This is a genomic window from Candidatus Sphingomonas phytovorans, from assembly GCA_029202385.1.
Classification (GTDB): domain Bacteria; phylum Pseudomonadota; class Alphaproteobacteria; order Sphingomonadales; family Sphingomonadaceae; genus Sphingomonas; species Sphingomonas phytovorans.
This window is the reverse complement of record CP119314.1, coordinates 1082050-1106174: the sequence shown is the minus strand read 5'-3', so window position 1 is coordinate 1106174 and position 24125 is coordinate 1082050. Positions and strand designations below refer to the sequence as shown.

Annotated in this window: 20 protein-coding genes; 13 read left to right on the top strand and 7 right to left on the bottom strand. The window is 65.3% G+C overall.

What is annotated here, in order from left to right; translation table 11 throughout:
* Nucleotides 1-42 precede the first annotated feature (42 nt).
* Entirely contained in the window at nt 43-957 is a 915-nt protein-coding gene (locus tag P0Y59_05055) for a histone deacetylase (protein ID WEK02498.1), read from the bottom strand.
* Nucleotides 958-1014: 57 nt separating this feature from the next.
* On the opposite strand from P0Y59_05055, the gene P0Y59_05050 reads away from it, so the two are divergent.
* The 12 genes from P0Y59_05050 (at nt 1015) to P0Y59_04995 (ending at nt 13694) form a co-directional block, all read left to right on the top strand.
* Complete coding sequence (locus tag P0Y59_05050) at nt 1015-1989, top strand: alpha/beta hydrolase (protein ID WEK01062.1); 975 nt, start codon at nt 1015-1017, stop codon at nt 1987-1989.
* Nucleotides 1986-2462 (top strand): RNA pyrophosphohydrolase, encoded by a 477-nt coding sequence (locus P0Y59_05045; GenBank protein ID WEK01061.1) that lies wholly within the window; start codon nt 1986-1988, stop codon nt 2460-2462. Before P0Y59_05050 ends, P0Y59_05045 begins: the two co-directional genes overlap by 4 nt.
* 32 nt (nt 2463-2494) lie before the next feature.
* Complete coding sequence (locus P0Y59_05040; GenBank protein ID WEK01060.1) at nt 2495-3388, top strand: DUF481 domain-containing protein; 894 nt, start codon at nt 2495-2497, stop codon at nt 3386-3388.
* A 201-nt stretch (nt 3389-3589) separates the two neighbouring features.
* Nucleotides 3590-4681 (top strand): hypothetical protein, encoded by a 1092-nt coding sequence (locus P0Y59_05035; protein WEK01059.1) that lies wholly within the window; start codon nt 3590-3592, stop codon nt 4679-4681.
* Nucleotides 4682-4806: 125 nt separating this feature from the next.
* Nucleotides 4807-6015, top strand: coding sequence for a hydrolase (locus tag P0Y59_05030; GenBank protein WEK01058.1), 1209 nt, complete (start codon nt 4807-4809; stop codon nt 6013-6015).
* Nucleotides 6012-7028, top strand: coding sequence for an arginine N-succinyltransferase (locus P0Y59_05025; GenBank protein WEK01057.1), 1017 nt, complete (start codon nt 6012-6014; stop codon nt 7026-7028). The genes P0Y59_05030 and P0Y59_05025 overlap by 4 nt, the downstream gene beginning before the upstream one ends.
* Nucleotides 7029-8282, top strand: coding sequence for an N-succinylarginine dihydrolase (locus tag P0Y59_05020; protein WEK01056.1), 1254 nt, complete (start codon nt 7029-7031; stop codon nt 8280-8282).
* A 65-nt stretch (nt 8283-8347) separates the two neighbouring features.
* Nucleotides 8348-8566, top strand: a complete 219-nt coding sequence (locus tag P0Y59_05015; protein ID WEK02497.1) for a hypothetical protein — start codon at nt 8348-8350, stop codon at nt 8564-8566.
* A 93-nt stretch (nt 8567-8659) separates the two neighbouring features.
* On the top strand, nt 8660-9562 hold the full coding sequence (cysD, locus tag P0Y59_05010) for a sulfate adenylyltransferase subunit CysD (GenBank protein WEK01055.1): 903 nt from the start codon (nt 8660-8662) through the stop codon (nt 9560-9562).
* The gene (gene cysN / locus P0Y59_05005) at nt 9562-11499 is read left to right on the top strand and encodes a sulfate adenylyltransferase subunit CysN (protein ID WEK01054.1); all 1938 of its coding nucleotides are present in this window, start codon (nt 9562-9564) and stop codon (nt 11497-11499) included. Before cysD ends, cysN begins: the two co-directional genes overlap by 1 nt.
* Complete coding sequence (locus tag P0Y59_05000; protein WEK01053.1) at nt 11496-12248, top strand: 3'(2'),5'-bisphosphate nucleotidase CysQ; 753 nt, start codon at nt 11496-11498, stop codon at nt 12246-12248. The genes cysN and P0Y59_05000 overlap by 4 nt, the downstream gene beginning before the upstream one ends.
* Nucleotides 12249-12344: 96 nt before the next feature.
* Nucleotides 12345-13694 (top strand): ATP-binding protein, encoded by a 1350-nt coding sequence (locus P0Y59_04995; GenBank protein WEK01052.1) that lies wholly within the window; start codon nt 12345-12347, stop codon nt 13692-13694.
* A 3-nt stretch (nt 13695-13697) separates the two neighbouring features.
* Here P0Y59_04995 and P0Y59_04990 read toward each other — a convergent pair whose 3' ends face one another.
* The 6 genes from P0Y59_04990 to kdpF form a co-directional block, all read right to left on the bottom strand.
* On the bottom strand, nt 13698-15713 hold the full coding sequence (locus P0Y59_04990) for a TonB-dependent receptor (protein ID WEK01051.1): 2016 nt from the start codon (nt 15711-15713) through the stop codon (nt 13698-13700).
* A gap of 160 nt (nt 15714-15873) precedes the next feature.
* Nucleotides 15874-16563: a response regulator gene (locus tag P0Y59_04985; GenBank protein ID WEK01050.1), complete on the bottom strand. Its 690-nt coding sequence runs from the start codon at nt 16561-16563 to the stop codon at nt 15874-15876.
* A gap of 9 nt (nt 16564-16572) precedes the next feature.
* Nucleotides 16573-17154 (bottom strand): potassium-transporting ATPase subunit KdpC, encoded by a 582-nt coding sequence (gene kdpC, locus P0Y59_04980; GenBank protein ID WEK01049.1) that lies wholly within the window; start codon nt 17152-17154, stop codon nt 16573-16575.
* Nucleotides 17155-17228: 74 nt separating this feature from the next.
* On the bottom strand, nt 17229-19259 hold the full coding sequence (kdpB, locus tag P0Y59_04975; protein WEK01048.1) for a potassium-transporting ATPase subunit KdpB: 2031 nt from the start codon (nt 19257-19259) through the stop codon (nt 17229-17231).
* A gap of 13 nt (nt 19260-19272) precedes the next feature.
* Entirely contained in the window at nt 19273-20976 is a 1704-nt protein-coding gene (gene kdpA, locus P0Y59_04970) for a potassium-transporting ATPase subunit KdpA (protein ID WEK01047.1), read from the bottom strand.
* Nucleotides 20977-20989: 13 nt separating this feature from the next.
* Nucleotides 20990-21079, bottom strand: a complete 90-nt coding sequence (kdpF, locus tag P0Y59_04965) for a K(+)-transporting ATPase subunit F (protein WEK01046.1) — start codon at nt 21077-21079, stop codon at nt 20990-20992.
* Nucleotides 21080-21384: 305 nt separating this feature from the next.
* Here kdpF and P0Y59_04960 point away from each other — a divergent pair, with 305 nt between their 5' ends.
* Nucleotides 21385-24012, top strand: a complete 2628-nt coding sequence (locus P0Y59_04960) for a sensor histidine kinase KdpD (protein ID WEK02496.1) — start codon at nt 21385-21387, stop codon at nt 24010-24012.
* Nucleotides 24013-24125 lie beyond the last annotated feature (113 nt).

The window sequence follows — 24125 nt, the reverse complement described above, 5'->3', positions numbered from 1 at the left end:
TGGCCAACCTAGTTTGATCGGAGGCGCCTGCAAATGGTTCTTTTAAGGCAATGCCCGATCATGGGCCGGTAAAAGCACTGATCCCAGCGTGAGGATCGCAGTGACATGACGTCGGGCTACCGCCGCGACGTCCTCCCCATAGCCGCCGCCGACCGTGCTCGCGAGCGGAATGCCGCGCTTCCGGGCGAGTCCCGCAACGAGGCGATCGCGCGCGATCAGGCCCTCGTGGGTAAGCGCCAACCGGCCGAGTCGATCACCCCCGAACGGATCCACTCCCGCCTGATAGAGAATCAGGTCGGGCCGCTGTTCATCCATCAGCGGCGCCAGACTCGACTCCAGTGCGTCCAGATAGGCGACGTCGCCGGTGCCGTCCGGCAAGGCGATATCGAGCGTCGAGCGCGCCTTGCGTACCGGGAAGTTGCGCTCGGCGTGGATCGAATAGGTTGCGATGCCTGGCCTGCCGGCGGTCAAGGCGGCGGTGCCGTCGCCCTGATGGACATCGCCGTCGACAACCAGGACCCGCGCAACCGTCCCCTCCTCCACCAACCGTACCGCCGCGATGGCGAGATCGTTCAGCACGCAATAACCCGCCCCCGTGGTTGCCAGGGCATGATGGCTGCCGCCTGCGCTGTTCGCCGCGAAACCGCGTTCGAGGGCGATTCGTGCCGCCAGCCAGGTGCCGCCCGCTACCATCTGCGAACGCCGTGCCACTACCTCGGTCACCGGAAAGCCGATCCGGCGTTCCTTCTCGCGCGGCACGCGGGCGTTGAGCACTTCGTCGACATAGTCGGGATCGTGCACCGCCTCGATCCAGGGACGCGGCATCGGCTGGGGCTCGATCCATTCGATCGCGTCGGCTTCCGCCCGTAGCAGATCGCGGATCGCCGCGTTCTTCGTCACCTTCGCCACGCGCCCGCCGGCAACGACATAGGCGGGATGATGGACGACCGCGATCATCGCCCCTAGGTAGTTCGCCAGGATCCGCAGCGCCAATGCGGGATGTGGGAGAATCCAGTGACCGACCCGTTCGTCCGGCCCGATGTACGCGGCTTTCTCAACTACCTGAACAATATGCCCGGGCCGAAGATGCACCAGATGGAGCCACCCGCGGCTCGCGCCGTCTATATGGCGATGAAGGACGTGGCCGACCTGCCCATCGGTGATCTGGCTACCATCACTGACCTGACCATCCCCGGCCCGGCCGGCGACATCCCCGCCCGCCTGTTCGACGCAAAGGCGAACCGTGAGCCGGGACCGGCGATGCTCTTCTATCATGGCGGCGGCTTCGTGATCGGCAATGTCGAGACTCATGCGAGCTTCTGCGCCGAGATATCCCGGACGCTCGATATCCCGGTGATTTCGGTCGACTATCGTCTCGCACCGGAAAGCCCCTGGCCTGCAGCACCTGACGATTGCGAAGCCGCCGCGCGCTGGGTGGCCGGGAATCCGGCCGAGCTCGGCCGCAAGGTCGCCAGCCTCGTCGTCTGCGGCGACAGTGCGGGTGGGAATCTGGCGATCGTCACTGCCATGGCGCTTCGCGATGCACCGGCCGCGATACCGGTGATCGCACAGTTCGCGATCTATCCGGCGACGGACGCCTCGAAGGAATATGCGTCATACAGCATCTTCGCCGACGGTTTCCTGCTGACTCGCGACAGCATGGAGTGGTTCCAGGCCGCCTATGATGCCGAGGTTGCCCATATTCGCACCTCACCGCTGGTCGGCGACCTGGCCGGCATGCCGCCCGCAGTGGTGCTGACCGCCAGCCTCGATCCGATAGGGGATCAGGGCCGTGCCTATGCGGGGGCGCTCGCCGTCGCAGGCGTGCCGGTTGTGTTCCGCGAGGCCAAAGGCAACATCCACGGCTTCGTCACGCTCCGACAGGCAATCCCCTCGTCGGCCGGCGATGTTGCCGGGGCGCTCGCGGCACTGAAAACAGTGATCGTCGAGGCCGAAGGCGAGCGTGTGATGGCACAGGCAGCAGCATGAACGACTCCTCCCTTCCCTATCGCCCGTGCGCCGGCGTCATGCTGATGAACCGCGCCGGGCAGGTGTTCGTCGGCCAGCGAATCGATTCGACGGTGGAAGCCTGGCAGATGCCGCAGGGCGGGATCGACGATGGCGAGGACGCCGAAACCGCCGCGATCCGCGAACTGGGCGAAGAGACGGGTGTCCAGCCCGACAAGGTCGAGCTGGTCGCGGTGGCGCCGCACGAACTTACCTATGATCTGCCGCCCGATCTGATCGGCAAGGTCTGGAAAGGCAAATGGCGCGGGCAGCGGCAGCGCTGGTTCCTCTATCGCTTTCTCGGCGAGGACACTGACGTCGACATCGCGACGAAACATCAGGAATTCCGCGCATGGCGCTGGGTCGATCCCGCCGCGCTTCCCGAGATCATCGTCCCCTTCAAGAAAACGCTCTACGAGGACGTCCTGGCGGCTTTTGCCGACCATCTGGGTTGATCGCAAGCCGATCGACGGGCTATCCGGCCAGCATGCATGTACGTATCGCCCTGCTCGCGGCACCTTTGCTGCTCGCCAATACGGACCCGGCACCAATCCCACCGGCGATGAAGGCAATGCTCGACGCCGCCATGGCCTCGGGCAATGAGGGCGAAGTCGCCACAGTCGTGAAATATGCGCGCGCCACCGCGCCGGAGGCAGCCCCCGCCATCGCTGCTTCGCTCGAGGCATGGCGCAAGGAGCGCGCGGCGAAACGCGAGGCGACGCTGCGCAACGCGGGCGTGCTCGATCTGTGGCATGGGCGTGCCGAACTGGGCGGCTATCTGACGACCGGCAACACCCATGACGCGGGCGTCAGCGGGACTGTCGATCTGAATCGCGAAACGCTGCGCTGGCGGCACAAGCTGCGTCTGGCCGCCGACTACAAACGGAGCGCGGGCGTGGTGAGCCGCGAACATTATCTCGCTGCCTATGAACCCAATTTCAAATTCTCGCCGCGCGGCTATGTCTATGGCGCCACGCAATTTGAGAGCGACCGGTTCCTCGGCTATACTAGCCGCTACTCGACGTCGGTCGGCGCCGGCTATAGCGCGATCAAGCAGCCGGGCCTCTCGCTCGATCTGGAAGTCGGCCCGGCCTATCGCGACACCTCCTTTACCGATCACACGACGGAAAGCAGCATCGCCGCGCGCGGATCGCTTGATCTCGACTGGAAGCTGACCAAGACGATCTCGGTCAGCCAGGCCGCTTCCGCCTATGTGCAGCACTATAACAGCACCGTCAGCAGCACGACCGCGTTGAGCGCCAAGCTCATCGGTCCGCTTGCCGCTCGCCTCTCCTATGTCGTGCAATATGAAAGCATGCCTACCCTTGGCCGGGTCAGCACCGACACGACCAGCCGCGCGTCGCTGGCGTACAGCTTCTAGGGCGAACACCATATCGGGCCTGTCTTTCAGCGACGCGGTACCCGGATCGCGAACGCCTCCAGTACCGAAGGGTGGGAAAGGTCCGCCCTCGGACAAAAAGCACGAATTTGAGAGCAGTTCACTCCAACCAGGCCGGCACTTACCGGTTTGTTGAGGAACAGGCGTTAGCGATCTCCACGGACCTGCGGCCGGAGCTCAGCCATGTACGAAAATGCCGATCTCGATGCCGCAGTGAAGGCAGGCATTTTCCCGGCTGACGCGACCGAGAAGTTCCGCAGCTTTGCGGCAAAACAGGCCGGGCAATTGCCCGCGGATGACGAGCATTTCCGCCTGTCCAGGGGGTTCTCCGATATCCTCGCGTCAGTTGGGATCGTCCTGCTGTTCTTCAGCCTCTATGTGGCGACCCGGTCGCTCGGCCCCGTCTCGGGTCTGTTCTACGTACCGACCGCATGGCTGCTGGCCGAGTATTTCGTGCGACAGCGCAAGATGCTCCTTCCCGGCTTCCTGCTCCTGGTCGCCCTGATCGGCGGCAGCGCCTATGGCCTTCTTACCCTGTGGCTCGACGTCTCCGGTACAGCCACGGTGGCCTCGTTGTCGCCGCTGGGCAACATCGCAATTTCAAGCGGAATAGCTTTGTTGTGCTGCCTCTACTGGCTTCGCTTTCGTGTCCCCATTGCCTACGCCGCGATGGCGCTGGCTTTGTACAATATCCCAGGAATGATCGCGCTGATCGTCGTCCCCGGGGTCGCGCCCGCTCTTGAAGGGGTGTTGCTGCTCGGTTGCGGCATTGCCACCTTCGCCGCCGCCATGTGGTGGGACATGACAGACGTATATCGCCAGACCCGTCGTGCCGACGTCGCTTTCTGGCTTCACGGCCTGGCCGCTCTGGTGATCGCCAATGTCGGTCTGCGCCTCGCCATCGGCATGCCCGTGAACGGTATCGAGAAATACGAACAGCTTCGATCGACCCTCATGTCGCTCGACACCACACAGGCGTTCTCGATCCTCGCCCTCTATGCCGCTTTTGCGATCGTCTCCCTCATCACCGACCGGCGTGCCCTGATAGTGTCCGGGCTGGTCTTCGCTTTTGCGGCATTTGCGACTCTATCAGGCGCCCGCGAAGGATCCTGGCCCGTCCTGTTCGGTGCCGTCGCCATGGCGGTGCTGATCCTTTCCGCCGCGATCTGGTGGGCCCCGATACGCCGGGCTCTGGTGAACCGGCTGCCACTGTCGATAAGAGCGCAATTGCCGAGAACCGAGCTGCAGCGCCCTCGTTCGCGCCCCATCGCCTGATCCTCCCCAATATTTACTGTCGCCGCGCTCTCCCTGTTCTGGTCATCACCCTTCCCTGTCATGACACGGTAGAGAGGAAGGCAGCCGGTGTTTCCGCGCCGCCTGAATCCAGCTAACAGCGCCTCATGACCACGCTTTCGACCATCGAACGAGATGCTCTAGCCTCCCTCTACGACGCACCGATGCTTGCCCAGGTGCAGGAATGGTCCTCGATCAACAGCGGTACCCGCAACATCAGCGGAGTCGCGGCGATGGCGGGAAAACTCTCCGACGCCTTTGCCGTATTGCCGGGCAAGATCGATCTGGTCGCCCCTGCACCGGTGACCAGTGTCGGCCCGGATGGCACCGTCTCCGATCTCGCCCATGGGCGGCATTTCCATCTAGCCGTCCGGCCGGACGCGCCGGTGCAGATGCTGTTCACCGGCCATATGGATACCGTCTATCCGGTCGATCACCCCTTTCAGGCACTGACCTTCCTCGACAACGGCACGCTCAACGGCCCCGGCGTTGCCGATATGAAGGGCGGCCTGTCAGTGATGCTCGCGGCACTGAACGCGGTCGAAGCGTCACCGCTCGCTGGCCGGATCGGCTATGAAGTCGTGATCAATTCGGATGAGGAAACCGGCTCCGCCTCCTCAGCCGCGCTGCTGGCGCAGGCCGCGCGCGGGAAGGCCGCGGCGCTCACCTATGAACCCGCCTTGCCCGACGGAACCCTGGCCGGCGCCCGCGGCGGCACCGGCAATTTCTCGATCGTGGTGCGCGGTAAGAGCGCGCATGCCGGGCGGAACCCCGATGAAGGCCGCAACGCGATCGTCGCAGCCGCCGACATCGCGCTGAGACTCAGCAAGCTGCGCAGCCCGACGCTGGCGGTGAACCCGGCACGGATCGAGGGCGGCGGCCCCAACAATGTCGTGCCTGAGCTAGCCATTCTCCGCATCAACTTCCGCCCTTCCTCCCTTGAGGAAATCGCCCGCGCCCAGGCCGCGATCGACAGCGTGGTGGCCGCAGTGGTGGTCGAGCACGACGTGAAGATCCATGTCCATGGCGGCTTCAACCGCCCGCCCAAACCGATCGATCCCGGCGCGGCCAAGCTGTTCGAACTGGTCAAGATGGCCGGCGCGGATCTCGGCCTTGCCATTGCCTGGCGCACGACCGGCGGGGTGTGCGACGGCAACAATATCGCCGCCTGCGGCGTGCCGGTGGTCGACACTATGGGCCCGCGCGGCGGCGCGATCCATTCGCCCGACGAATTCCTCATCGTCGACAGCCTGGCCGAGCGCGCCGCTCTGTCTGCGCTCACCATTCTCCGCATCGCCGAAAAGGGATCGCTATGACCTTCCGTATCCGATCCGCGCGCGACGAGGATTTGCAGCCGCTCTACGAGATGGCCAAACTCACCGGGGGGGGCTTCACCAATCTGCCAGCCGATCGCGCGGCATTGAAAACCAAGCTCGCCCGCAGCCATGATGCGTTTGCGCGCGCCGACGACAGCCTCGCCGACGACCTGTTCGTGCTGGTGCTGGAAAATGTCGCGACGGGCGAAGTGCGCGGCACCTGCCAGATCTTCACCCAGGTCGGCCAGCGCTATCCCTTCTACAGCTATCGCATCGGCACGCTGGCCCAGCACAGCGCGGAGCTTGGCCGGACCTTCCGTGCCGATATGCTGTCGCTCACCACCGATCTAGAAGGATGCAGCGAGGTCGGCGGCCTGTTCCTCCATCCCGGCGAGCGCGCCGGTGGCCTCGGCATGCTGCTCGCGCGCAGCCGTTATCTGTTCATCGCGCGCCACCGCGCGCGCTTCGCCGACCGTATTCTGGCCGAACTGCGCGGAGTCATCGACGAAGCGGGCGGATCGCCCTTCTGGGACGGTCTTGCCGGCCGTTTCTTCGGTATGAACTTCCAGGACGCGGACCAGTTCAACGCGGTGCGCGGGCACCAGTTCATCGCCGATCTCTTCCCCAAGCATCCGATCTATGTGGCGATGCTGTCGGAGTCGGCACGCGCCTCGATCGGCCTTCCGCACCCGTCCGGCCGCGCCGCGATGCGGATGCTTGAGAATGAGGGCTTCGCCTTCGAGAATTATATCGACATCTTCGACGGTGGTCCGACCATGACTTCGAAGACGGACAATGTCCGCACGATCCGCGAGGCCCATGTTTCCCACGTCGCCGCTATCGACGAGGATGGCGGCGACGCTGCCCTGGTCGCAACGGGAACGCTGGCGGATTTCCGCAGCGCCTATGGCAGGGTACGCACCTGTGGCGACGGAGTCGCAATCGATCGCACCTGCGCCGCGGCGCTGGGCATCACCGAGAACGAAGAGATCAGCCATGTTGGACGCGCCTGAATGCTGACCGAGATCAATTTCGACGGCCTGATCGGCCCGAGCCACAATTATGCCGGCCTCAGCCATGGCAATCTTGCCGCGACTCGCAATGCCGGCAAGGTCGCGGCCCCCCGCCGTGCCGCGCTTGAAGGCATCGCCAAGATGCGCTCGAACCTCGCGCTCGGGCTGACCCAAGGCATCTTGCTGCCGCTCGCCCGCCCCGACCATGGCTGGCTCGACAGCATCGCGACCAGCTATGCCGAGGCCGCGCCGCACCTCCAGGCCCAGGCACTTTCCGCCTCGGCGATGTGGGCCGCCAATGCCGCGACGGTCTCGCCCGCATCGGACACCGCCGATGGCCGCTGTCACCTCTCGGTCGCCAATCTCGTGACCATGCCGCACCGCAGCCATGAATGGCCCGGCACGCTGGCCCAGTTGCGCGTCGCCTTCGCTAATCCGGCGTTCACCGTGCACGGCCCGGTTCCCGCGCCGTTCGGCGACGAGGGGGCGGCCAACCACATGCGGCTATGCGCGACCCACGGCCAGCCGGGTGTCGAGGTCTTCGTCTACGGCGTCTCGGGCGGTCCCTTCCCCGCCCGCCAGCATCGCGAGGCAAGCATGGCGGTCGCGCGGCGGCACCGGCTCGACGCTGGCTACACGCTGTTCGTGGAGCAGTCGGAAGACGCCATCGCGGCCGGTGCCTTCCACAATGACGTGGTCGCCGTCGCCAATGAACGGGTGCTGTTCGCGCACGAACAGGCTTTCGCCGACAAGAAGCGCTTCTACGCCGATCTGCGCGGCATGATGCCCGAAGTCGAGATCGTCGAGGTCCCAGCGGCGCGCGTGAGCCTGGTCGACGCCGTTTCCTCCTATCTGTTCAATGCTCAGCTCGTGACCCTGCCGGATGGCGCCATGGCGCTGATCCTGCCCGAGGAAGCGCGTGAGAATGAAGCAGTCTGGACCTGGCTGCAGGAGATGATCGCGGGCAACGGCCCGATCCGGCGGCTCGAAGTGGTCGATGTCCGCCAGTCGATGGCCAATGGCGGCGGCCCCGCCTGCCTTCGCCTGCGCGTGGTGGCTGACCCGGCGACGATCGACCCGCGTTTCCTGATGGACGATGCCAGGCTCGATCTGATCGCAAGCGTCGTCGAACGCCACTGGCCGGAGGAAATTCCCCATGCCGCGATTGCCGATCCGGCGCTGGTCGGCATGATCGAGCGTGCCCGCACGGCGCTGCTGGAAGCGCTTGGCATTGTCGAGTTAATTGACAGCTAACCATATTCATTAAGCGTTGAATCGCGGAAATCCGCCATTGGCCCGGTCATTGCTTGATGACCGGCATGTGGACGAAATTTTCCCGGCTATTCGTCATCAAGACCAAATTCGAGGCGTTCGCGGTCATCTACGGCCTCGGTCTCGGTGCGGTGGAACGCGGCGTCCATTACCTTCACCAATATCCGGGCCTCGGCGGCTGGATGCTGTTTGCTGTCTGCCCGATCGCCGTCTTCATGGCCGGCGCGCGTATCCTGGATTCGGTCGAGCGTTCCCGCTCGGAATGAGCGCGCTTTTGCCCGCGAGCGCAGCGAGGCAACTTTAACCGCCAACAGGATAAGTTGATCGCGCTTGGCGCTTACGCCACTATCTGGACGACAATGAACGTCGCCCTGACCCATCTCCAGCGCCTCGAAGCCGAGAGCATCCACATCATGCGCGAAGTGGTGGCCGAGGCGGAACGCCCGGTCATGCTCTATTCGGTGGGCAAGGATTCCGCGGTGATGCTGCACCTCGCGCGCAAGGCATTCTTCCCGGCGCCCCCGCCCTTCCCGCTGCTCCATGTCGATACGACGTGGAAGTTCCGCGACATGTATGCCCTGCGCGATCGTGCAGCTGCCAAGGCCGGCATGGACCTGATCGTCCATCGCAATCCCGAAGCGGAGGCGCGCGGGATCAACCCGTTCGACCATGGCAGCCTCCATACCGACATGTGGAAGACGGAAGGGCTGAAGCAGGCGCTGGAGAAATACGGCTTCGACGCGGCCTTTGGCGGCGCGCGGCGGGACGAGGAGAAGAGCCGGGCGAAGGAACGCATCTTCAGCTTCCGCTCGGCCCATCAGCGATGGGACCCCAAGAACCAGCGGCCGGAGTTGTGGAAGCTCTATAATGCCCGCAAGAACCGCGGCGAGAGCATGCGCGTCTTCCCCATCTCCAACTGGACCGAACTCGATATCTGGCAATACATCCTTGCCGAGGACATCGAGATCGTGCCGCTGTATCTGTCAGCCCCTCGCCCGACGGTGGAGCGCGACGGCCTGTTGCTGATGGTCGATGACGACCGCTTCCGGTTGAACCCCGGTGAGGTACCGGTCGAACGCTCAATCCGTTTCCGCACGCTCGGCTGCTATCCGCTGACCGGCGCGGTGGAGAGCGAGGCGGCGACCCTGTCGGAAGTGATCCAGGAGATGCTGCTGACCACCACCAGCGAACGCCAGGGCCGCGCAATCGACCATGATCAGACGGCCAGCATGGAGAAGAAGAAGGCGGAGGGGTATTTCTGATGGCCTCCGCACCTTCCTACCAAACCGACGACCTTATCGCCTCGGACATCGACGCCTATCTGGTGCTGCACCAGAACAAGTCCCTGCTGCGCTTCATCACCTGCGGCTCGGTCGACGACGGCAAGTCCACCCTGATCGGCCGCCTGCTCTACGATTCGAAGATGATCTTCGAGGACCAGCTCGCCGCGCTTGAAGCGGACAGCAAGCGCGTCGGCACTCAGGGCCAGAATATCGATTTCGCCCTCCTCGTCGACGGTCTCGCCGCCGAGCGCGAGCAGGGCATCACGATCGATGTCGCCTATCGCTTCTTCGCTACGGAGAAGCGCAAGTTCATCGTCGCCGACACGCCCGGCCATGAACAATATACGCGCAACATGGTGACCGGTGCCTCGACCGCCGATCTCGCCGCGATCCTGATCGACGCGCGCAAGGGCGTGCTGACCCAGACTCGCCGCCACTCTTATCTCGTCAATCTGCTTGGTATCCGTCACATCGTGCTCGCGGTGAACAAGATGGATCTGGTGGGGTATGATCAGGCCGCCTTCGACGCGATCGTCGCCGATTACCGCGCCTTTGCCGACTCGATCGGGATCGAAAGCTTCACCGCTATCCCGATTTCGGGCCTGGCCGGCGACAATATCGCGTCGCGGTCCGAAGCGATGGACTGGTACACTGGCCCCTCGCTGATCGAGCATCTCGAAACCGTGCCGCTCGGCACGGACGCAGCACAGGACCGTGCGTTCCGTCTGCCGGTGCAATGGGTCAACCGCCCCGATCTCGATTTCCGCGGCTTCGCCGGCATGATCGCCTCAGGCATCGTGCGCCCAGGCGATGCCGTGCGTCTCCTGCCCTCGGGCAAGACCAGCAAGGTCGCGCGGATCGTCACCATGCCGGGAAAGGAGGGCGGCGGCGATCTCGACCAGGCCGTGGCGGGTCAATCCGTGACGCTGACCTTGACCGACGAGGTCGATTGCTCGCGCGGCGACGTGATCGCCGCCGCCTCTTCCCCGCCCGAGGTCGCCGACCAGTTCAAGGCGACGATCGTCTGGATGACGGAAGATCAGCTTCTTCCTGGCCGCACCTACTGGATGAAGATCGGCACCCAGACGGTCGGCGCGACCGTTCAGCCGCCGGACTATGCCGTCGACGTAAACACGCTCGCGGAATTGTCGGTGAAAACCCTCGGCCTCAACGATATCGGCGTCGCCCAGCTTTACACCGACCGGCCGATCGTCTTCGAGGCGTTCAGTGACGGCAGCGATCTAGGTGGCTTCATCCTGATCGACCGTGCGACCAATGCCACGGTCGCGGCGGGCATGCTGACCTATTCGCTTCGCCGTGCGCAGAACGTCCATTGGCAGGCGATCGATGTGACCCGCCAGGCGCATGCCGCGCAAAAGGGCCAGAATCCCAAGGTACTCTGGTTCACCGGCTTGTCCGGATCGGGCAAGTCGACCATCGCCAATCTGGTCGAGAAGAAGCTCCATGCGCAGGGCCGCCACAGCTTCCTGCTCGACGGCGACAATATCCGCCACGGACTGAACAAGGATCTCGGGTTCACCGATGCCGACCGGATCGAGAATGTCCGCCGCATCGGTGAGGTCGCCAAGCTGATGGCCGATGCCGGGCTGATCGTGCTGACCGCTTTCATCTCGCCCTTCAAGGCGGAGCGCGAGCTGGTGCGGTCGATGCTGCCGCATGGCGAGTTCGTCGAGATTTTCGTCGATACCCCGCTCGCGGAAGCTGAACGGCGCGATGTGAAAGGCCTCTACGCCAAGGCACGCAGTGGCGAGATCGCTCATTTCACCGGTATCTCCAGCCCCTATGAAGCGCCCGAGCGCCCTGAGGTCCGGGTCGACACAACCCGCGAGAGCCCGGAAGCGGCGGCGGAACGGATCGTCGAACATATCATGGGCGTATGGAGCCCCGACCTGTGACGCCTGCAGTGGAAACGGACGCCGAAGTCGCCCGCTCGGTAGCGCTTGACGCGGCTGCGCTGCTGCGCACCCTCTGCGTTGCCGGCAATTGCGCCGATGGCGATTTGAAGCGACGCGGTGACGCTGAAGCGAACACGCTGATCCTCGATCGCCTACGCGCCGCCCGGCCCGACGATTTCATCCTGTCGGAAGAAGCGGCTGATGATCGCAGCCGGTGCGCCGCAAGCCGGGTGTGGGTGGTCGATCCGCTCGACGGCACCCGTGAATTCGGCGAGCGACGCGAGGATTGGGCGGTACATATCGGACTGGCAGTCGACGGGGTGCCGGTGGCAGGCGCCGTCGCCTTGCCCGCGACTCACCAGATATTCGTGACTGATGATGCTCCCCCGGCATTCCCCCCGCTTCCCGCGAGGCCGCGCATGGTCGTCAGCCGGACTCGCGCCCACGAAATCGTCCAGCGCGTGGCGAAGACGCTCGACGCCGAGCTGGTTCCGATGGGCTCGGCCGGTGCCAAGGCGATGGCCGTGGTTGAGGGGCGAGCTGAAATCTATCTCCATGCGGGCGGGCAATATGAGTGGGACAATTGCGCGCCGGTCGCGGTGGCGCAGGCCGCCGGGCTCCATGCGTCACGGATCGATGGCAGCCCACTCGTCTATAATTGCGCCGACCCCCTGCTTCCCGACGTGCTGATCTGCCGACCCGAATATGTGGAGGCAGTGCTCGCTGCGGTGGCCGCCGCGACCCCTTAGCGGGACGTAGTGAATCGGCCGGGAACCAGATTGTTTCCGTCCGCCATTCACGCTACGCGACGGGCGGCGGCCCTGCCGCCCTCGGGGGAGAAAATCGTGCGGTTGTTCGCCGGACTGTTCCTGCTGCTGGCGGGTCAGGCGCTTCTTGCGGCTGTCCTCCCCGGCACCGTCCTCGTGTGGAATCTCAATCGTGGCAATACCGCCTATATGGAGGCGCAGGACCGGCAGGCCCTGACCGCGATGACGACATTGCTTGGGGCAGAACTCAAGGCAGGTGTTCCGGTGGCGAACGCGCTGCAGGTCGTGCAATCAAGCTTCAGGGAAAACAGCCTGGCGGGCGATCCGGCGGCGCCGTTGCGCGACCGGGTCGAGCTGGTCAGCTCAACCGGCGCCCACATCGCGGGACCAGCCACCAGTGGAGAGCGGGTGCGCGCCGAACGTCCCGTCAAGCTCGACGGCCGGGTGGTCGCGCTCGCCCGGATCGTGCGCGCGCCGCCGGCCAACGCCGCGAGCTTCGCCTTCATCAGGAACCAGGTGATCGGCATCGTCGTTGCGATGAGCACGATCTTCCTGATCCTTCTGGTTGCCGGCTATTTCATCGCAAGCCGCTGGGCCGGACCTCAACTGGCCCTGTACCGTGCGAGTCGCGCCATCGCGCAAGGCGATTATGACGCGGACGTCACCGAGAGCGGGCCGTCCGAAACGCGTGGGACCATGCGCAATCTGGGCCGGATCGCCCGGTCGTTCGACCGGCTCGAAACGGCGCGGCGTACCTGGCTGGTCTCGGTTTCCGAGGAATTGCGCAAGCCGGTCCATGCCCTGGCCGGGCGGCTCGCGGCCATCCGCGCGGATTCACCGCCAACCGATGCCGAAGCGTTCGAGGAAGTCGTTGAAGGCGTTCGCCGCCTGGGCGAGATGGCGGAGGACCTCCACGCCGTCGCGCTCGCCGATCTCGGCCGCCTGCCGGTCCGGTTCGCGACAGTCGATCCCCGCGCGTTGATCCACAATGCGATCTGGACGAGCAGCAAGCGCGCGATGGCCCAGAATGTGACGCTGGAGCCCGGCGACCTTCCCCAGGCGACCATCCCGGTGAAATGGGATGGCCCACGGATCGAACAGCTCTTCACCGCGCTGATCGAGAACAGCCTGCGCTACACGCCCGGCGGCGGGCGAATCCTGCTCGGGCTTGAAGGGCAACGCAACGCGTGGCGGCTGATCATCGACGACAGCGCGCCCGGGATCGATGTCGGACTGGCGCAGGAATTGTTCGAGCCCTTCTACCGCACCAGCACCGAACCGGGCGAGTCGGTGATGACCTCCGGCCTTGGCCTTGCGACCGCGCAGGCAATCGTCGAGGCGCATCATGGGCGGATCGAGGCGAGCCGATCCCCGATCGGCGGGCTGCGGGTGACGGTGATCCTGCCCGCCGCGCCGCCGACCGCCTGACAGTCAGCTCGAAAACTTCACGCCGATCCAGAGAGTGCGCGGCGTACCAAGGTCCATCGACCCGCCCTGGTTGCGGGTGACGATGGTTTCGTCGAACAAATTCTCGGCCCGCGCAATCACCGTGAAATGCCGGCCGATCGGCAGGCGCGCGACTGCGTCGACAGTCAACGCGTCGCGCAGCACATCGGTTTGCAGATCGTCCTCATATTGCTTGCCGACATAGCGCAGCGTGGTCGAGAGGGACGGGCCCGCCTTGGGTTCCCAGGCAAGGGTCGCGCTTGCCGCGTGTCGCGGGCTTTGCGCCGGGATGAAGCCGTTTAGGCCTGCCGAGTTGCCGGAGGCGCGGACATGGCTGTCGCTGAACGCATAGGAACCGTCGAGCGAGACCGCCCCCCGGCGGATACCGCCCGTCACCTCGACGCCCTTGGCGACGATCGCATCGACATTGCGGCGCTGGCGCAGGTTGGTGCCGATCGTCACATTGGCGATGGCATTCTCCAGCCGATTGTAGAAGGCCGTGACGCCAAGCGAAATGCCCGGCGCCGGCGTCAGGTCGACCCCGCCTTCGACGCCCTTCAGTTTTTCCAGCCCAAGATTCTCGTTGGCCAGGGTGGTGATCGGGAACACGGTGAAGGGTCGGTACAGTTCATTGAGTGTCGGCAGCCGGAAGCCGGTATAACCCGCCGCGCGAAGCGCAATCGCGCTGCTGGCGTGGAACAACGCCCCGACGCGCCCCGTGGCCTCGAAACCCTCGCGATCGGCGAAGCGCTTGTCGCTGTTGATCGCACCCGTTCCGGAAAGTTCGCGAAAGAAACCGTTGGTAATCGTCCAGCGATCGCCGCGTACGCCCCCGGTCAGCACGAGATTGCCGATCGTCCAGTCGTCCTCGATGAACGTGCCGATCGTGCTGCTATTGCCGCCCGCATTGCGCCGGGCGGTGACGGCGCCGCTCGCATTATAGGCATCCTCGAACAATGCGCCGTCCGCCAGGCGCGCGTCGACGCCGATCCGCAGGACATGGTCACCACCGACCGGCGGCCGCAATTCGATCTTGCCGCCGATCCCGCTCGACGGCGTGTTGCGCTGGTCGAGCGTCAGCTTGAAACTGGTCGAGCTGATCACCTTATTGGTGAAGTTGCGCGCCTGGATATAGGCGAGTGCGTCGACCGCCCACTCGCCGCGATGGACCAGGCGGATGCTCGCGTCCTGGCCTTCAGAGCTGCTGTCGGCACCCTTGAAACGCAGGGTGCGATTGTCGCGGAAGACAAGGCCCCGCGCCTGAATCTCGGTTTCGGCGTCGATCGGCGCGACCGCGCGGATGCCACCGGACCAGTCCTCGAACCGGGCGCGCGAATCGGCAATGGTACGCTGCGATTCGGGCGTGGTGCGATAGCCGTCGCTCCGCTCCCATTTGCCCGACACGGAGACGAAGCCGCTCCCCAGATCAGGGGTCAGGCTCGCCGTGACATTCTGCGAATCGTAGCTGCCGTAGAAAGCGCTGCTGGAGAGCAGCGGAAGGTCAACGCGCGTCGCGCTCGCGAGTTCGATCGTCCCGGCGACCGCGCCGGCGCCGAATGCTCCCGCGCCACCCCCGCGCGTGATTCGCACACCCGAAAAACGATCGGCGACCAGCGCGTTGAACGGAATGTAACCGAAGAAAGGATCGGCAAGCGGTATCCCGTCGAGCAGTACGAGCGCCCGGCTCGATGCGTTCCCGCCCAGGGCGCGTAGCGTCACGCCCTGCGCCGACGGATTGGCCGACCGGCTGTCCGATCGGCGGAACTGCTGGAGCCCGGCGACATCGGCCAGCACGTCCTCGACCCTGCCCGAAGCATCTCCGCTCAACCGGTCGCGGTCGATCACCACCGATCCATAGGCCGGGGTACCCGGCGGCAGCGGCAGACCCGAGCCAAGAACGACGATGTCGGGGAGCTCCGAAGCGTCGGGCGACACCGTCTGCGCCACAGCCGGAACCGGTAGCAGGAGGACGACAAGAGGAAGACCGTAAAAACAACGCACGGGCAGAAATCCTCTTCCGGGGTGACGCCGGTGTCATCCTATATGATTCGGCAACGCCATGGCCGCCCTAGTGGCTTTCGGCCGCAGGCGCTACATGATCGGCGGCGTCTCGCCCTGCAATGTCATTGATGCGTCGCAGGCAACCATCGCGACCACGGGTCTATCCCGCCCCCGTCAACCGATAGCCGACGCCGATCTCGTTGCGGATGATCGTCGGCCTGGCCGGGTCCGGCTCAAGCTTCTGGCGCAGATTGCGGACCACGATACGCAGATATTCGACGCGGCTTTCGTGCGCCGGGCCCCATATCTCACGGAGCAACTGGGTGTGGCCGACGATGCGGTCGGGCCGTCTGGCCAGCTCAGCCAGCACGCCATATTCCTTGGGCGAGAGGTGAACTTCCTTCCCGCCGCGCAGCACGCGGCGGGTGTCGAGATCGATCGTCACCTCGCCGATCCTCACCACTGGCTGTACCGCCTGATCGGCCAGGCGGTGGCGCAGCGCGGTGCGGATCCGAGCGAGCAGTTCCTCGGTATCGAACGGCTTGGTCAGATAATCGTCGGCGCCGAGATCGAGCGCGGCGACCTTCTCAGCGGTGTCCTCTCGCGCCGAGACGACGATCAACGTCGCGCCCCGCGCCTTGATGAGCTGGATCAGCTCAAGCCCGTCCCGGTCCGGCAGGCCGAGATCAAGCAGCACCACGTCGGGCTTGTCGATATCGAGCAGCGACAGCCCCTCGCGCGCCGTCGCCGCCTCGCCTGCCTTGTACCCGGCCCGTTCGGCCGCGACGCGCAGCAGCCGGCGGATATGCGCGTCGTCCTCGACGATCAGAACCTTGGCGGCGATCGGCATGCGTTGTTGTTAGGGCCGCGCGGTCGCTTGGTCGAGCGCCCGATTGAGCGCCAGGACATTGACGCGCGGTTCGCCGAGGAAACCAAGTAGCGGGTGTTCGGTCTGCGCGGTCACCAGCGCACGCACGGCATCGGGGCTGAGGCCTCGCGCCTTCGCGACGCGGTTCACTTGATAAAAAGCCGCCTCGGGGCTGAGATGGGGATCCAGTCCCGAGGCGGAGGACGTCACCAGATCAGCAGGGACCATAGAATCCGGTGAAGGGGGATTGATTGCAATGTCGGCTTTGACGCGGTCGGCCAGCGCCTGCGACGTCGGGCCCAGGTTCGAGCCCGAAGACGCGCTGGCGTCGTAGCCCTTGCCCGCGGCGGATGGACGGCCGTGAAAGTAGCGGTCGGCGGCAAAGGCCTGGCCGATCAGATCGGAACCGATGACCTTGCCGTTCTGGGTGATCAGGCTGCCATTCGCCTGAGAAGGAAACAGCGCCTGACCGAGGCCGGTTAGCGCGAGTGGATAGGCCAGCCCGAGCAACAGCGCGTAACCGACGGTGAGCGCAAAGGCGGGACGCAGGGCGGATTTCAGGTCGGTGAGCATGTCTTCAGTTCCTTATGTGCTCCCGCGAAGGCGGGAGCCCAGACTGGGTCCCCGCCTTCGCGGGGACACAAGCATCAGGCGAGGTGGAGGCCGGTGACGGCCAGATCGATGAGCTTGATCCCCACGAACGGGGCAAGCAGGCCGCCCAGCCCATAGACGGCGAGATTGCGGGCGAGCAGCGCCCCCGCCGGCATCGGCCGATAGGTCACGCCCTTCAACGCGAGCGGGACGAGCAGCGGGATGATGAGCGCGTTGAAGATGATCGCCGACAGGATCGCCGATTGCGGTGTCGCGAGGCCCATCACGTTGAGCACGCCCAGCCCTGGATAGAGCGCGACGAACATCGCCGGGATGATCGCGAAATATTTGGCGACGTCGTTCGCGATCGAGAAAGTGGTCAACGCGCCGCGCGTCATCAGGAGTTGCTTGCCGAGGCCCACGACCTCGATCAGCTTGGTCGGATCGCTGTCGAGATCGACCATGTTGCCGGCCTCGCGCGCCGCCTGGGTGCCGGTGTTCATCGCCACGCCGACATCTGCCTGGGCCAGCGCCGGTGCGTCGTTGGTACCGTCGCCGCACATCGCGACCAGTCGTCCGCCCTGCTGTTCCTTGCGGATCAGCGCGAGCTTGTCCTCCGGGGTCGCCTCGGCGAGGAAGTCGTCAACGCCGGCCTCGGCTGCGATGGCGGCCGCAGTCAGCGGGTTGTCGCCGGTGATCATCACCGTACGGATGCCCATCTGGCGCAGCTCGCCGAACCGCTCGCGAATGCCTGCCTTGACTACGTCCTTCAGGGCGATCGCGCCGAGCAGCCTGCCATCGCGGGAGACGGCGAGCGGCGTGGCCCCGGAACGCGCGATCTCCTCCGTCACGCGGCGCAGTTCGGCCGCGACCAGGCTGTCGCCAAGACCGGGATCGGCACGAAGGATCGCGTCGACCGCACCCTTGCGGATCGTGCTGCCGCCCGTGACGATTCCGGACACGCGGGTCTGGGCGGTAAACGGGATGATCTCAGCGTCCGCCGGCATCGTGCGCGCCGGGATGGCATGACGTTCGCGGGCAAGCACCACGATCGAGCGACCCTCGGGCGTCTCGTCGGCGAGACTGGCCAGCGAAGCGGCGCTCGCCAGCGTGTCGATGTCGATTCCGCCGACCGGATGGAACTGGCTTGCCTGACGGTCGCCGATCGTGATCGTGCCCGTCTTGTCGAGCAGCAACACGTCGATATCGCCAGCCGCTTCGACCGCGCGGCCCGATTTCGCGAGCACGTTGAACCGCACCAGCCGGTCCATGCCTGCAATGCCGATCGCGGAAAGCAAGGCGGCGATCGTCGTCGGGATCAGCGTGATCAGCAGCGCGGCGAGGACGGCGACCGGCACTTCGCCACCGGCATAAGTTGCGAAACCCGGGATCGTGGCGACCGCGATCAGGAAGATGATGGTCAGGCCGACGAGGAGGATAGTGAGCGCGATCTCGTTCGGCGTCTTCTGCCTCTCGGCGCCTTCGACAAGGGCGATCATGCGGTCAAGGAAACCCTGGCCCGGCTCCTGGGTGATGCGCACCTTGATCCGGTCGGAGATGACGCGGGTACCCGCCGTCACCGCCGAACGGTCGCCCCCCGCCTCGCGGATCACCGGCGCGCTTTCGCCAGTGATCGCCGCCTCGTTGACCGAGGCGACGCCCTCGATCACCTCGCCATCGGCCGGGATCAGGTCGCCGGTCTCGACCAGGACCACATCGCCCCGCTCGAGCTGGGTAGCAAAGGCGATCTCATAGGTCTCGCCGACGCCAAGCAGGCGTTTTGCCTTGAGATCTGCCTTGGTCGCGCGGAGCGAGGCGGCCTGGGCACGTCCCCTGCCCTCCGCCAGCGCCTCGGCGAAGGTGCCGAACAGCACGGTCAGCCACAGCCAGACGATCAGCTGGATCTGGAAGCCGAAGCTGAGCGGCTCCCCGCCGATGAGCAGCAATATGGTCAGCAGCGTCGCCACGATGGCCGTGGTGAACATCACCGGGTTCTTGATCAGCTCACGCGGATCGAGCTTCTTGAACGAGTCGCCGATCGCCGGGACGACCAGGCTCGCGGTGAAGATGGAGGTTGGTGCGGACATTGTCGTGATCCGATCAGGAGAGGTGGCCGCTGATCATCGCGAGATGATCGGCGATCGGGCCAAGCGCGAGGCTGGGAAGGAAGGTCAGGCCGCCCATGATCAGGATGACGCCGATGAGCAGCCCCACCCAGAGTGGTCCGGTCGTCGGGAAGGAGCCCGACGAGGGCGGCGTATATTTCTTGGCCGCGAGGCTGCCGGCGATCGCCAGCATCGGCACGATCATGAAGAACCGTCCGCCCCACATCGCGATGCCGAGCAGCGCGTTGTAGAAGGGCGTGCCCGCCGTCAGGCCGGCAAAGGCCGATCCGTTGTTCGCCACTGCCGAACTGAAGGCGTAGAGGATCTCAGAGAAACCGTGCGGTCCCTTGTTGAGCGGACCGGCCAGCCCGGCGCTCGTCACCGACGCGATCATCGTTCCGCCCAGGATGAGGAGCGGCAGCACGGCGATGGCCAACACGGCGAACTTCACCTCGCGGCCCTCGATCTTCTTGCCGACATATTCGGGCGTGCGGCCGACCATCAGGCCGGCGACGAACACCGCGAGGATGGCGAAGAGCAGGAAGCCGTAGATACCCGCACCCACGCCGCCGACGACGATCTCGCCCAGTTCCATGTTGATCATCGGGATCATGCCGCCGAGCGCGGTGAAGCTGTCATGCATTGCGTTGACCGCGCCGCAGGAGGCAGCCGTGGTGACGCTGGCGAACAGGGCCGAGGCGGCGATGCCGAAGCGGACCTCCTTGCCTTCCATATTGCCGCCGGCGACATGGAGGTGATGCAGGACCGGATTGCCGGCTGCTTCCTGCCAGTAGGCGACGCTCGTCCCGGCGAGGAAGATGACCAGCATCGCGGCGAGGATCGCCCAGCCCTGGCGAGTGTTGCCCACCGCCTTGCCGAACGTCCAGGTCAGCCCGACGCCGATCAGGAAGATCGACAGCATCTCGACCAGGTTGGTGAGCGCCGAGGGGTTCTCGAACGGATGGGCACTGTTGGCGTTGAAGAAGCCACCGCCATTGGTGCCGAGCATCTTGATCGCTTCCTGCGAGGCGACCGGGCCAAGCGCGATGGTCTGCTTCACGCCTTCCAGCGTGGTCGCGTCGATGCTCTGCGCAAAGGTCTGCGGAACGCCGCTCCAGATCAGATAAGTCGCATAAACGATCGAGATCGGCAGCAACAGGTAGAGCGTGACCCGGGTCATATCCGCCCAGAAATTGCCGATCGACTTCGCCTCGCGCCGCGCGAAACCGCGGAACAGGGCAAAGGCGAGCGCGATACCGGTGGCGGCGCTCAGGAAATTATGAATCACGAGGCCGAACATCTGGCTGAAGTTCGAAAGGGCGGCCTCGCCCGAATACCATTGCCAGTTGGTGTTGGTGGTGAAGCTGATCGCAACGTTCCACGCTCCGTCGGGCGCGATGCCGGCAAATCCGCGCGGATTCATCGGCAGCAGGTCCTGGAAGCGCAGGACAAAATAGGTAAGCAGCAGGAGCGCGAGATTGAACGCTACCATGTGGACGGCGTAGCGGCGCCAGCTCTGCTCGGCATTCGGGTCGATTCCGCCGAGCTTGTAGAAGCCCTTCTCGACTGGCCCGAAGACATAGTGGAGCGGCGTGCGACGGCCCTCGTAGAGCGCGAACAGCCACATGCCCATCGGCTTGGCCAGCGCAACGAGAATGACGATGAAGAGGGCGATCAGCCCCCAGCCCTGAATATCCATGACGCGATACCGATCAGAAACGCTCGGGCCGCAGGAGCACGGCCACGAGGTAAAGGAGGAGTGCGGCGGCGGTGATCGCGGCCAGCGTGAGATGGAGCGTCATCGCCTCACGCCTCGTCGCACAGGCGGATATAGGCGAGCGTCAGCGCGAACAGCCCGGCGAGAGCGCCGAGCCACAGGATATCGGTCATGGGGCTGTGCCTCCGATGGGCCGGCGCCAATTGGCCGGGTCGGAAGCGCAGATAGGCGCGAGGGGCGTTAAGGTGCGACGGCGAATGAAACGCGCGGGCGTTAAGTTCGCATATAGATTGCGCCGAGGGCGTGGTGTTTCGGCGCGGTGACGGTCATATTCTCCCCAGCCCCTCTTCTTCATGGGAAGGCGAGGAGCTGAAGCAAGGAAGGCGCGCCATCACCGACAAACGCCCCTCCCCCGATGCCCTGCTCCGCGCCGCGGAGCGTGAGGCGCGCGGGCAGCTCAAGATATTCCTCGGCGCCGCACCCGGGGTCGGCAAGACCTATGAGATGCTGAACGAGGGCGCTGCCCGGCTGCGGGCCGGCATCGACGTGGTGATCGGCGTGGTCGAGACTCATGGCCGCGCCGAAACCGAGGCATTGGTCTCGCCGTTCGAGGTGATTTCCCGCCGCACCATAGACTATCGCGGCCAGACACTGACCGAAATGGATCTTGATGCGATCCTGGCCCGCCGCCCTGCGCTCGTGCTGGTCGACGAGCTCGCCCACACCAATGTCGAAGGCAGCCGCCATCCCAAGCGCTGGCAGGATATCCAGGAACTGCTCAACACCGGCATCGACGTCTTCTCGACCCTCAACATCCAGCATGTCGAAAGCCTCAACGATGTGGTCGCCAGCTTCACCCGGGTTCGGGTGCGCGAGACGGTGCCCGACAGCGTCCTGGAAGACGCGGAGGTCCAGGTCGTCGATATCCCGCCCGACGAGCTCATCGAGCGGCTGAAGGACGGCAAGGTCTATATCCCCGCAGAGGCGACTCGCGCACTCGGCCATTTCTTCTCCAAGGCCAATCTGTCGGCATTGCGCGAAATGGCGCTTCGCCGCGCGGCGATGAGTGTCGACCGGCAGATGCTCGAACATCTCGATGCGAGCGCATTGTCAGGCGCGTTCGCGGCCGGCGAGCGGGTGCTGGTCGCCGTCAGCGAACTGCCCGGTGCCGAATCGCTGGTGCGGACGACCAAGCGCCTCGCCGACGCCCTCCGCGCGCCCTGGACCGCCGTCTACATCGAGACGCCCCGCGCTGAAGAATTCAGCGTCGAAGAGAAAGCGCGAATCGCGGCCACGCTCCGGCTCGCCGCGAGCCTTGGCGCAACGATCGCTACCGTGCCCGCTGAAAGCGTCATCGACGGCCTGCACGCCCAGGTAGAGGGCATGCGCGCGACTCAGCTGGTGATCGGCAAGTCGCGGCGGAGCTGGTGGTTCGAACTACGCCATGGCTCAGTCGTCGAAAAACTGCTGCGCAATGTCGAGGGGCTGGCGATCCACGTCATTCCAGCCGGCGCGCCCGCACCGTCGCGACGCCCCCGAAAGGCCCTTCGCTGGGATGCGAAGCCTGCTGTCTATGCCGCGGTTGTCGCCTTCGTCGCCATGACGACACTGCTGGCCCGCCTGGTCGAGCCGTGGATCGGCACGGGAGCGGTCGACCTCATCTATCTGCTGCCGGTAGTCGCCGCCGCAAGCCGTTACGGGTTGAAGCCGGGATTGGCCGCCGGCCTGCTCGCCGCGCTGGCCTTCAACTTCTTTTTCCTGCCGCCGCTCTACACCTTCACCATCGCCGACCCGCAAAGCGTGCTGACCGTGCTGATCCTGATCGGTATCGCCGCCTTCACCAGCCGGCTGACCGGTGGGATGCGTTCGCGCGCGGCGATCGGCGTGCGCAGCGCGCGGGAGAACGCCGCCCTCGCTGCCTTCGCCCAGGCGCTGACCCGAGTGTCGGACGCGCAGACCACGGCTGACACGGTGTGCGAGGAAGTGTCTCGACTGCTCGACGTCAATGCCGTGTTGCTGGCGGATCGAGGCGGGCAACCGGAGATCGTGGCGGCCGCGCCGCCGGCCAGCGGGCTCACCCCGATCGACGTCGCCGCGGCCGACTGGGCATTCAAGCGCGGCGAGACCGCCGGATACGGCACCGTGACGCTCAATGCTTCGGACTGGCAGTTCCACCCGCTCAAGACGTCGCTCGGCGTGCTGGGCGTGCTTGGCGTTGCGCGAAACGACGGGAGCGATCCCGTTCCGTCGGATCGCGCGGTGCTGCTCTCAACTCTGGTCGGTCAGGCCTCGCTCGCGCATGAGCGGCTGCGGCTTGAGGACGAGATGCGCGAACTGTCAGTGCTCAAGGAGCGCGACCGGCTGCGCGCGGCCCTGCTGTCGTCGATCGGCCATGACCTGCGCACGCCGCTGACCGCCGTGACGACAGCGATCGAGAGCGTGTCGGCCGAGCATCCCGATTCGGCTGCCATCCCCGTCGCGCGCGCCGAGATGCAGCGCCTGCGGCGCTTCCTCGACAATCTGCTCGACATGGTGAGGCTTGATACCGGCGCGCTGAAACTGTCGATCGAGCCGACCGACCTGACCGACGCGGTCAGCGGAGCGATCCATGACCTGAAGGATCTGCTGCGCAGCAAGCATATCGATTTCCAGGTTCCGGCCAACCTGCCGCTCGTACTGGCCGACGCTACCCTGCTTCACCACATATTGATCAACCTCCTGGTCAATTCAGCACAGCATGGCGGCGCCACCGGCACGATCACGATCGAGGGCCGCCGGACCGCCGAGGCGGTGACGATCGCGATTCGCGACGATGGCCCGGGGCTCCCGATGCCGGATCGGGACCTGTTCGAAATCTTCACGCGTGGCGCAGGCAGCGATCGAGAAGGCGGTAGCGGGTTAGGGCTTGCCATCGTGAAGGGCTTTGCCGACGCGATGCAGATCGGCGTCCGGGCGGGCAATCACGCTGAAGGCGGCGCCGTGTTCACCCTCGAGTTCAACAAACTCTCTGCGGCTTGAAGGCGGGCGGGCGCGGCCGACAATGTCAAAAGTCCCGGAGGCGAACATCCGGTCCTCGGCACCTTCCAGTCTGGCGCACGAAACGGACACCGGAATCCCGACCAAAGAATAGG

Excerpts from the sequence above, each read along its gene's own strand:
- P0Y59_04985 (WEK01050.1), bottom strand. The coding sequence starts at position 16,563 with ATGCCGATCGCCGCCAAGGTTCTGATCGTCGAGGACGACGCGCATATC.
- cysD (WEK01055.1), top strand. The coding sequence starts at position 8,660 with ATGAACGTCGCCCTGACCCATCTCCAGCGCCTCGAAGCCGAGAGCATC.
- kdpF (WEK01046.1), bottom strand. The coding sequence starts at position 21,079 with ATGACGCTCCATCTCACGCTGGCCGCGATCACCGCCGCCGCACTCCTC.
- kdpA (WEK01047.1), bottom strand. The coding sequence starts at position 20,976 with ATGGATATTCAGGGCTGGGGGCTGATCGCCCTCTTCATCGTCATTCTC.
- P0Y59_05020 (WEK01056.1), top strand. The coding sequence starts at position 7,029 with ATGCTGACCGAGATCAATTTCGACGGCCTGATCGGCCCGAGCCACAAT.
- P0Y59_05055 (WEK02498.1), bottom strand. The coding sequence starts at position 957 with ATGATCGCGGTCGTCCATCATCCCGCCTATGTCGTTGCCGGCGGGCGC.
- kdpC (WEK01049.1), bottom strand. The coding sequence starts at position 17,154 with ATGCTCACCGACCTGAAATCCGCCCTGCGTCCCGCCTTTGCGCTCACC.
- P0Y59_05040 (WEK01060.1), top strand. The coding sequence starts at position 2,495 with ATGCATGTACGTATCGCCCTGCTCGCGGCACCTTTGCTGCTCGCCAAT.
- P0Y59_05015 (WEK02497.1), top strand. The coding sequence starts at position 8,348 with ATGTGGACGAAATTTTCCCGGCTATTCGTCATCAAGACCAAATTCGAG.
- P0Y59_05030 (WEK01058.1), top strand. The coding sequence starts at position 4,807 with ATGACCACGCTTTCGACCATCGAACGAGATGCTCTAGCCTCCCTCTAC.
- P0Y59_05045 (WEK01061.1), top strand. The coding sequence starts at position 1,986 with ATGAACGACTCCTCCCTTCCCTATCGCCCGTGCGCCGGCGTCATGCTG.
- P0Y59_05025 (WEK01057.1), top strand. The coding sequence starts at position 6,012 with ATGACCTTCCGTATCCGATCCGCGCGCGACGAGGATTTGCAGCCGCTC.
- kdpB (WEK01048.1), bottom strand. The coding sequence starts at position 19,259 with ATGTCCGCACCAACCTCCATCTTCACCGCGAGCCTGGTCGTCCCGGCG.
- cysN (WEK01054.1), top strand. The coding sequence starts at position 9,562 with ATGGCCTCCGCACCTTCCTACCAAACCGACGACCTTATCGCCTCGGAC.
- P0Y59_05035 (WEK01059.1), top strand. The coding sequence starts at position 3,590 with ATGTACGAAAATGCCGATCTCGATGCCGCAGTGAAGGCAGGCATTTTC.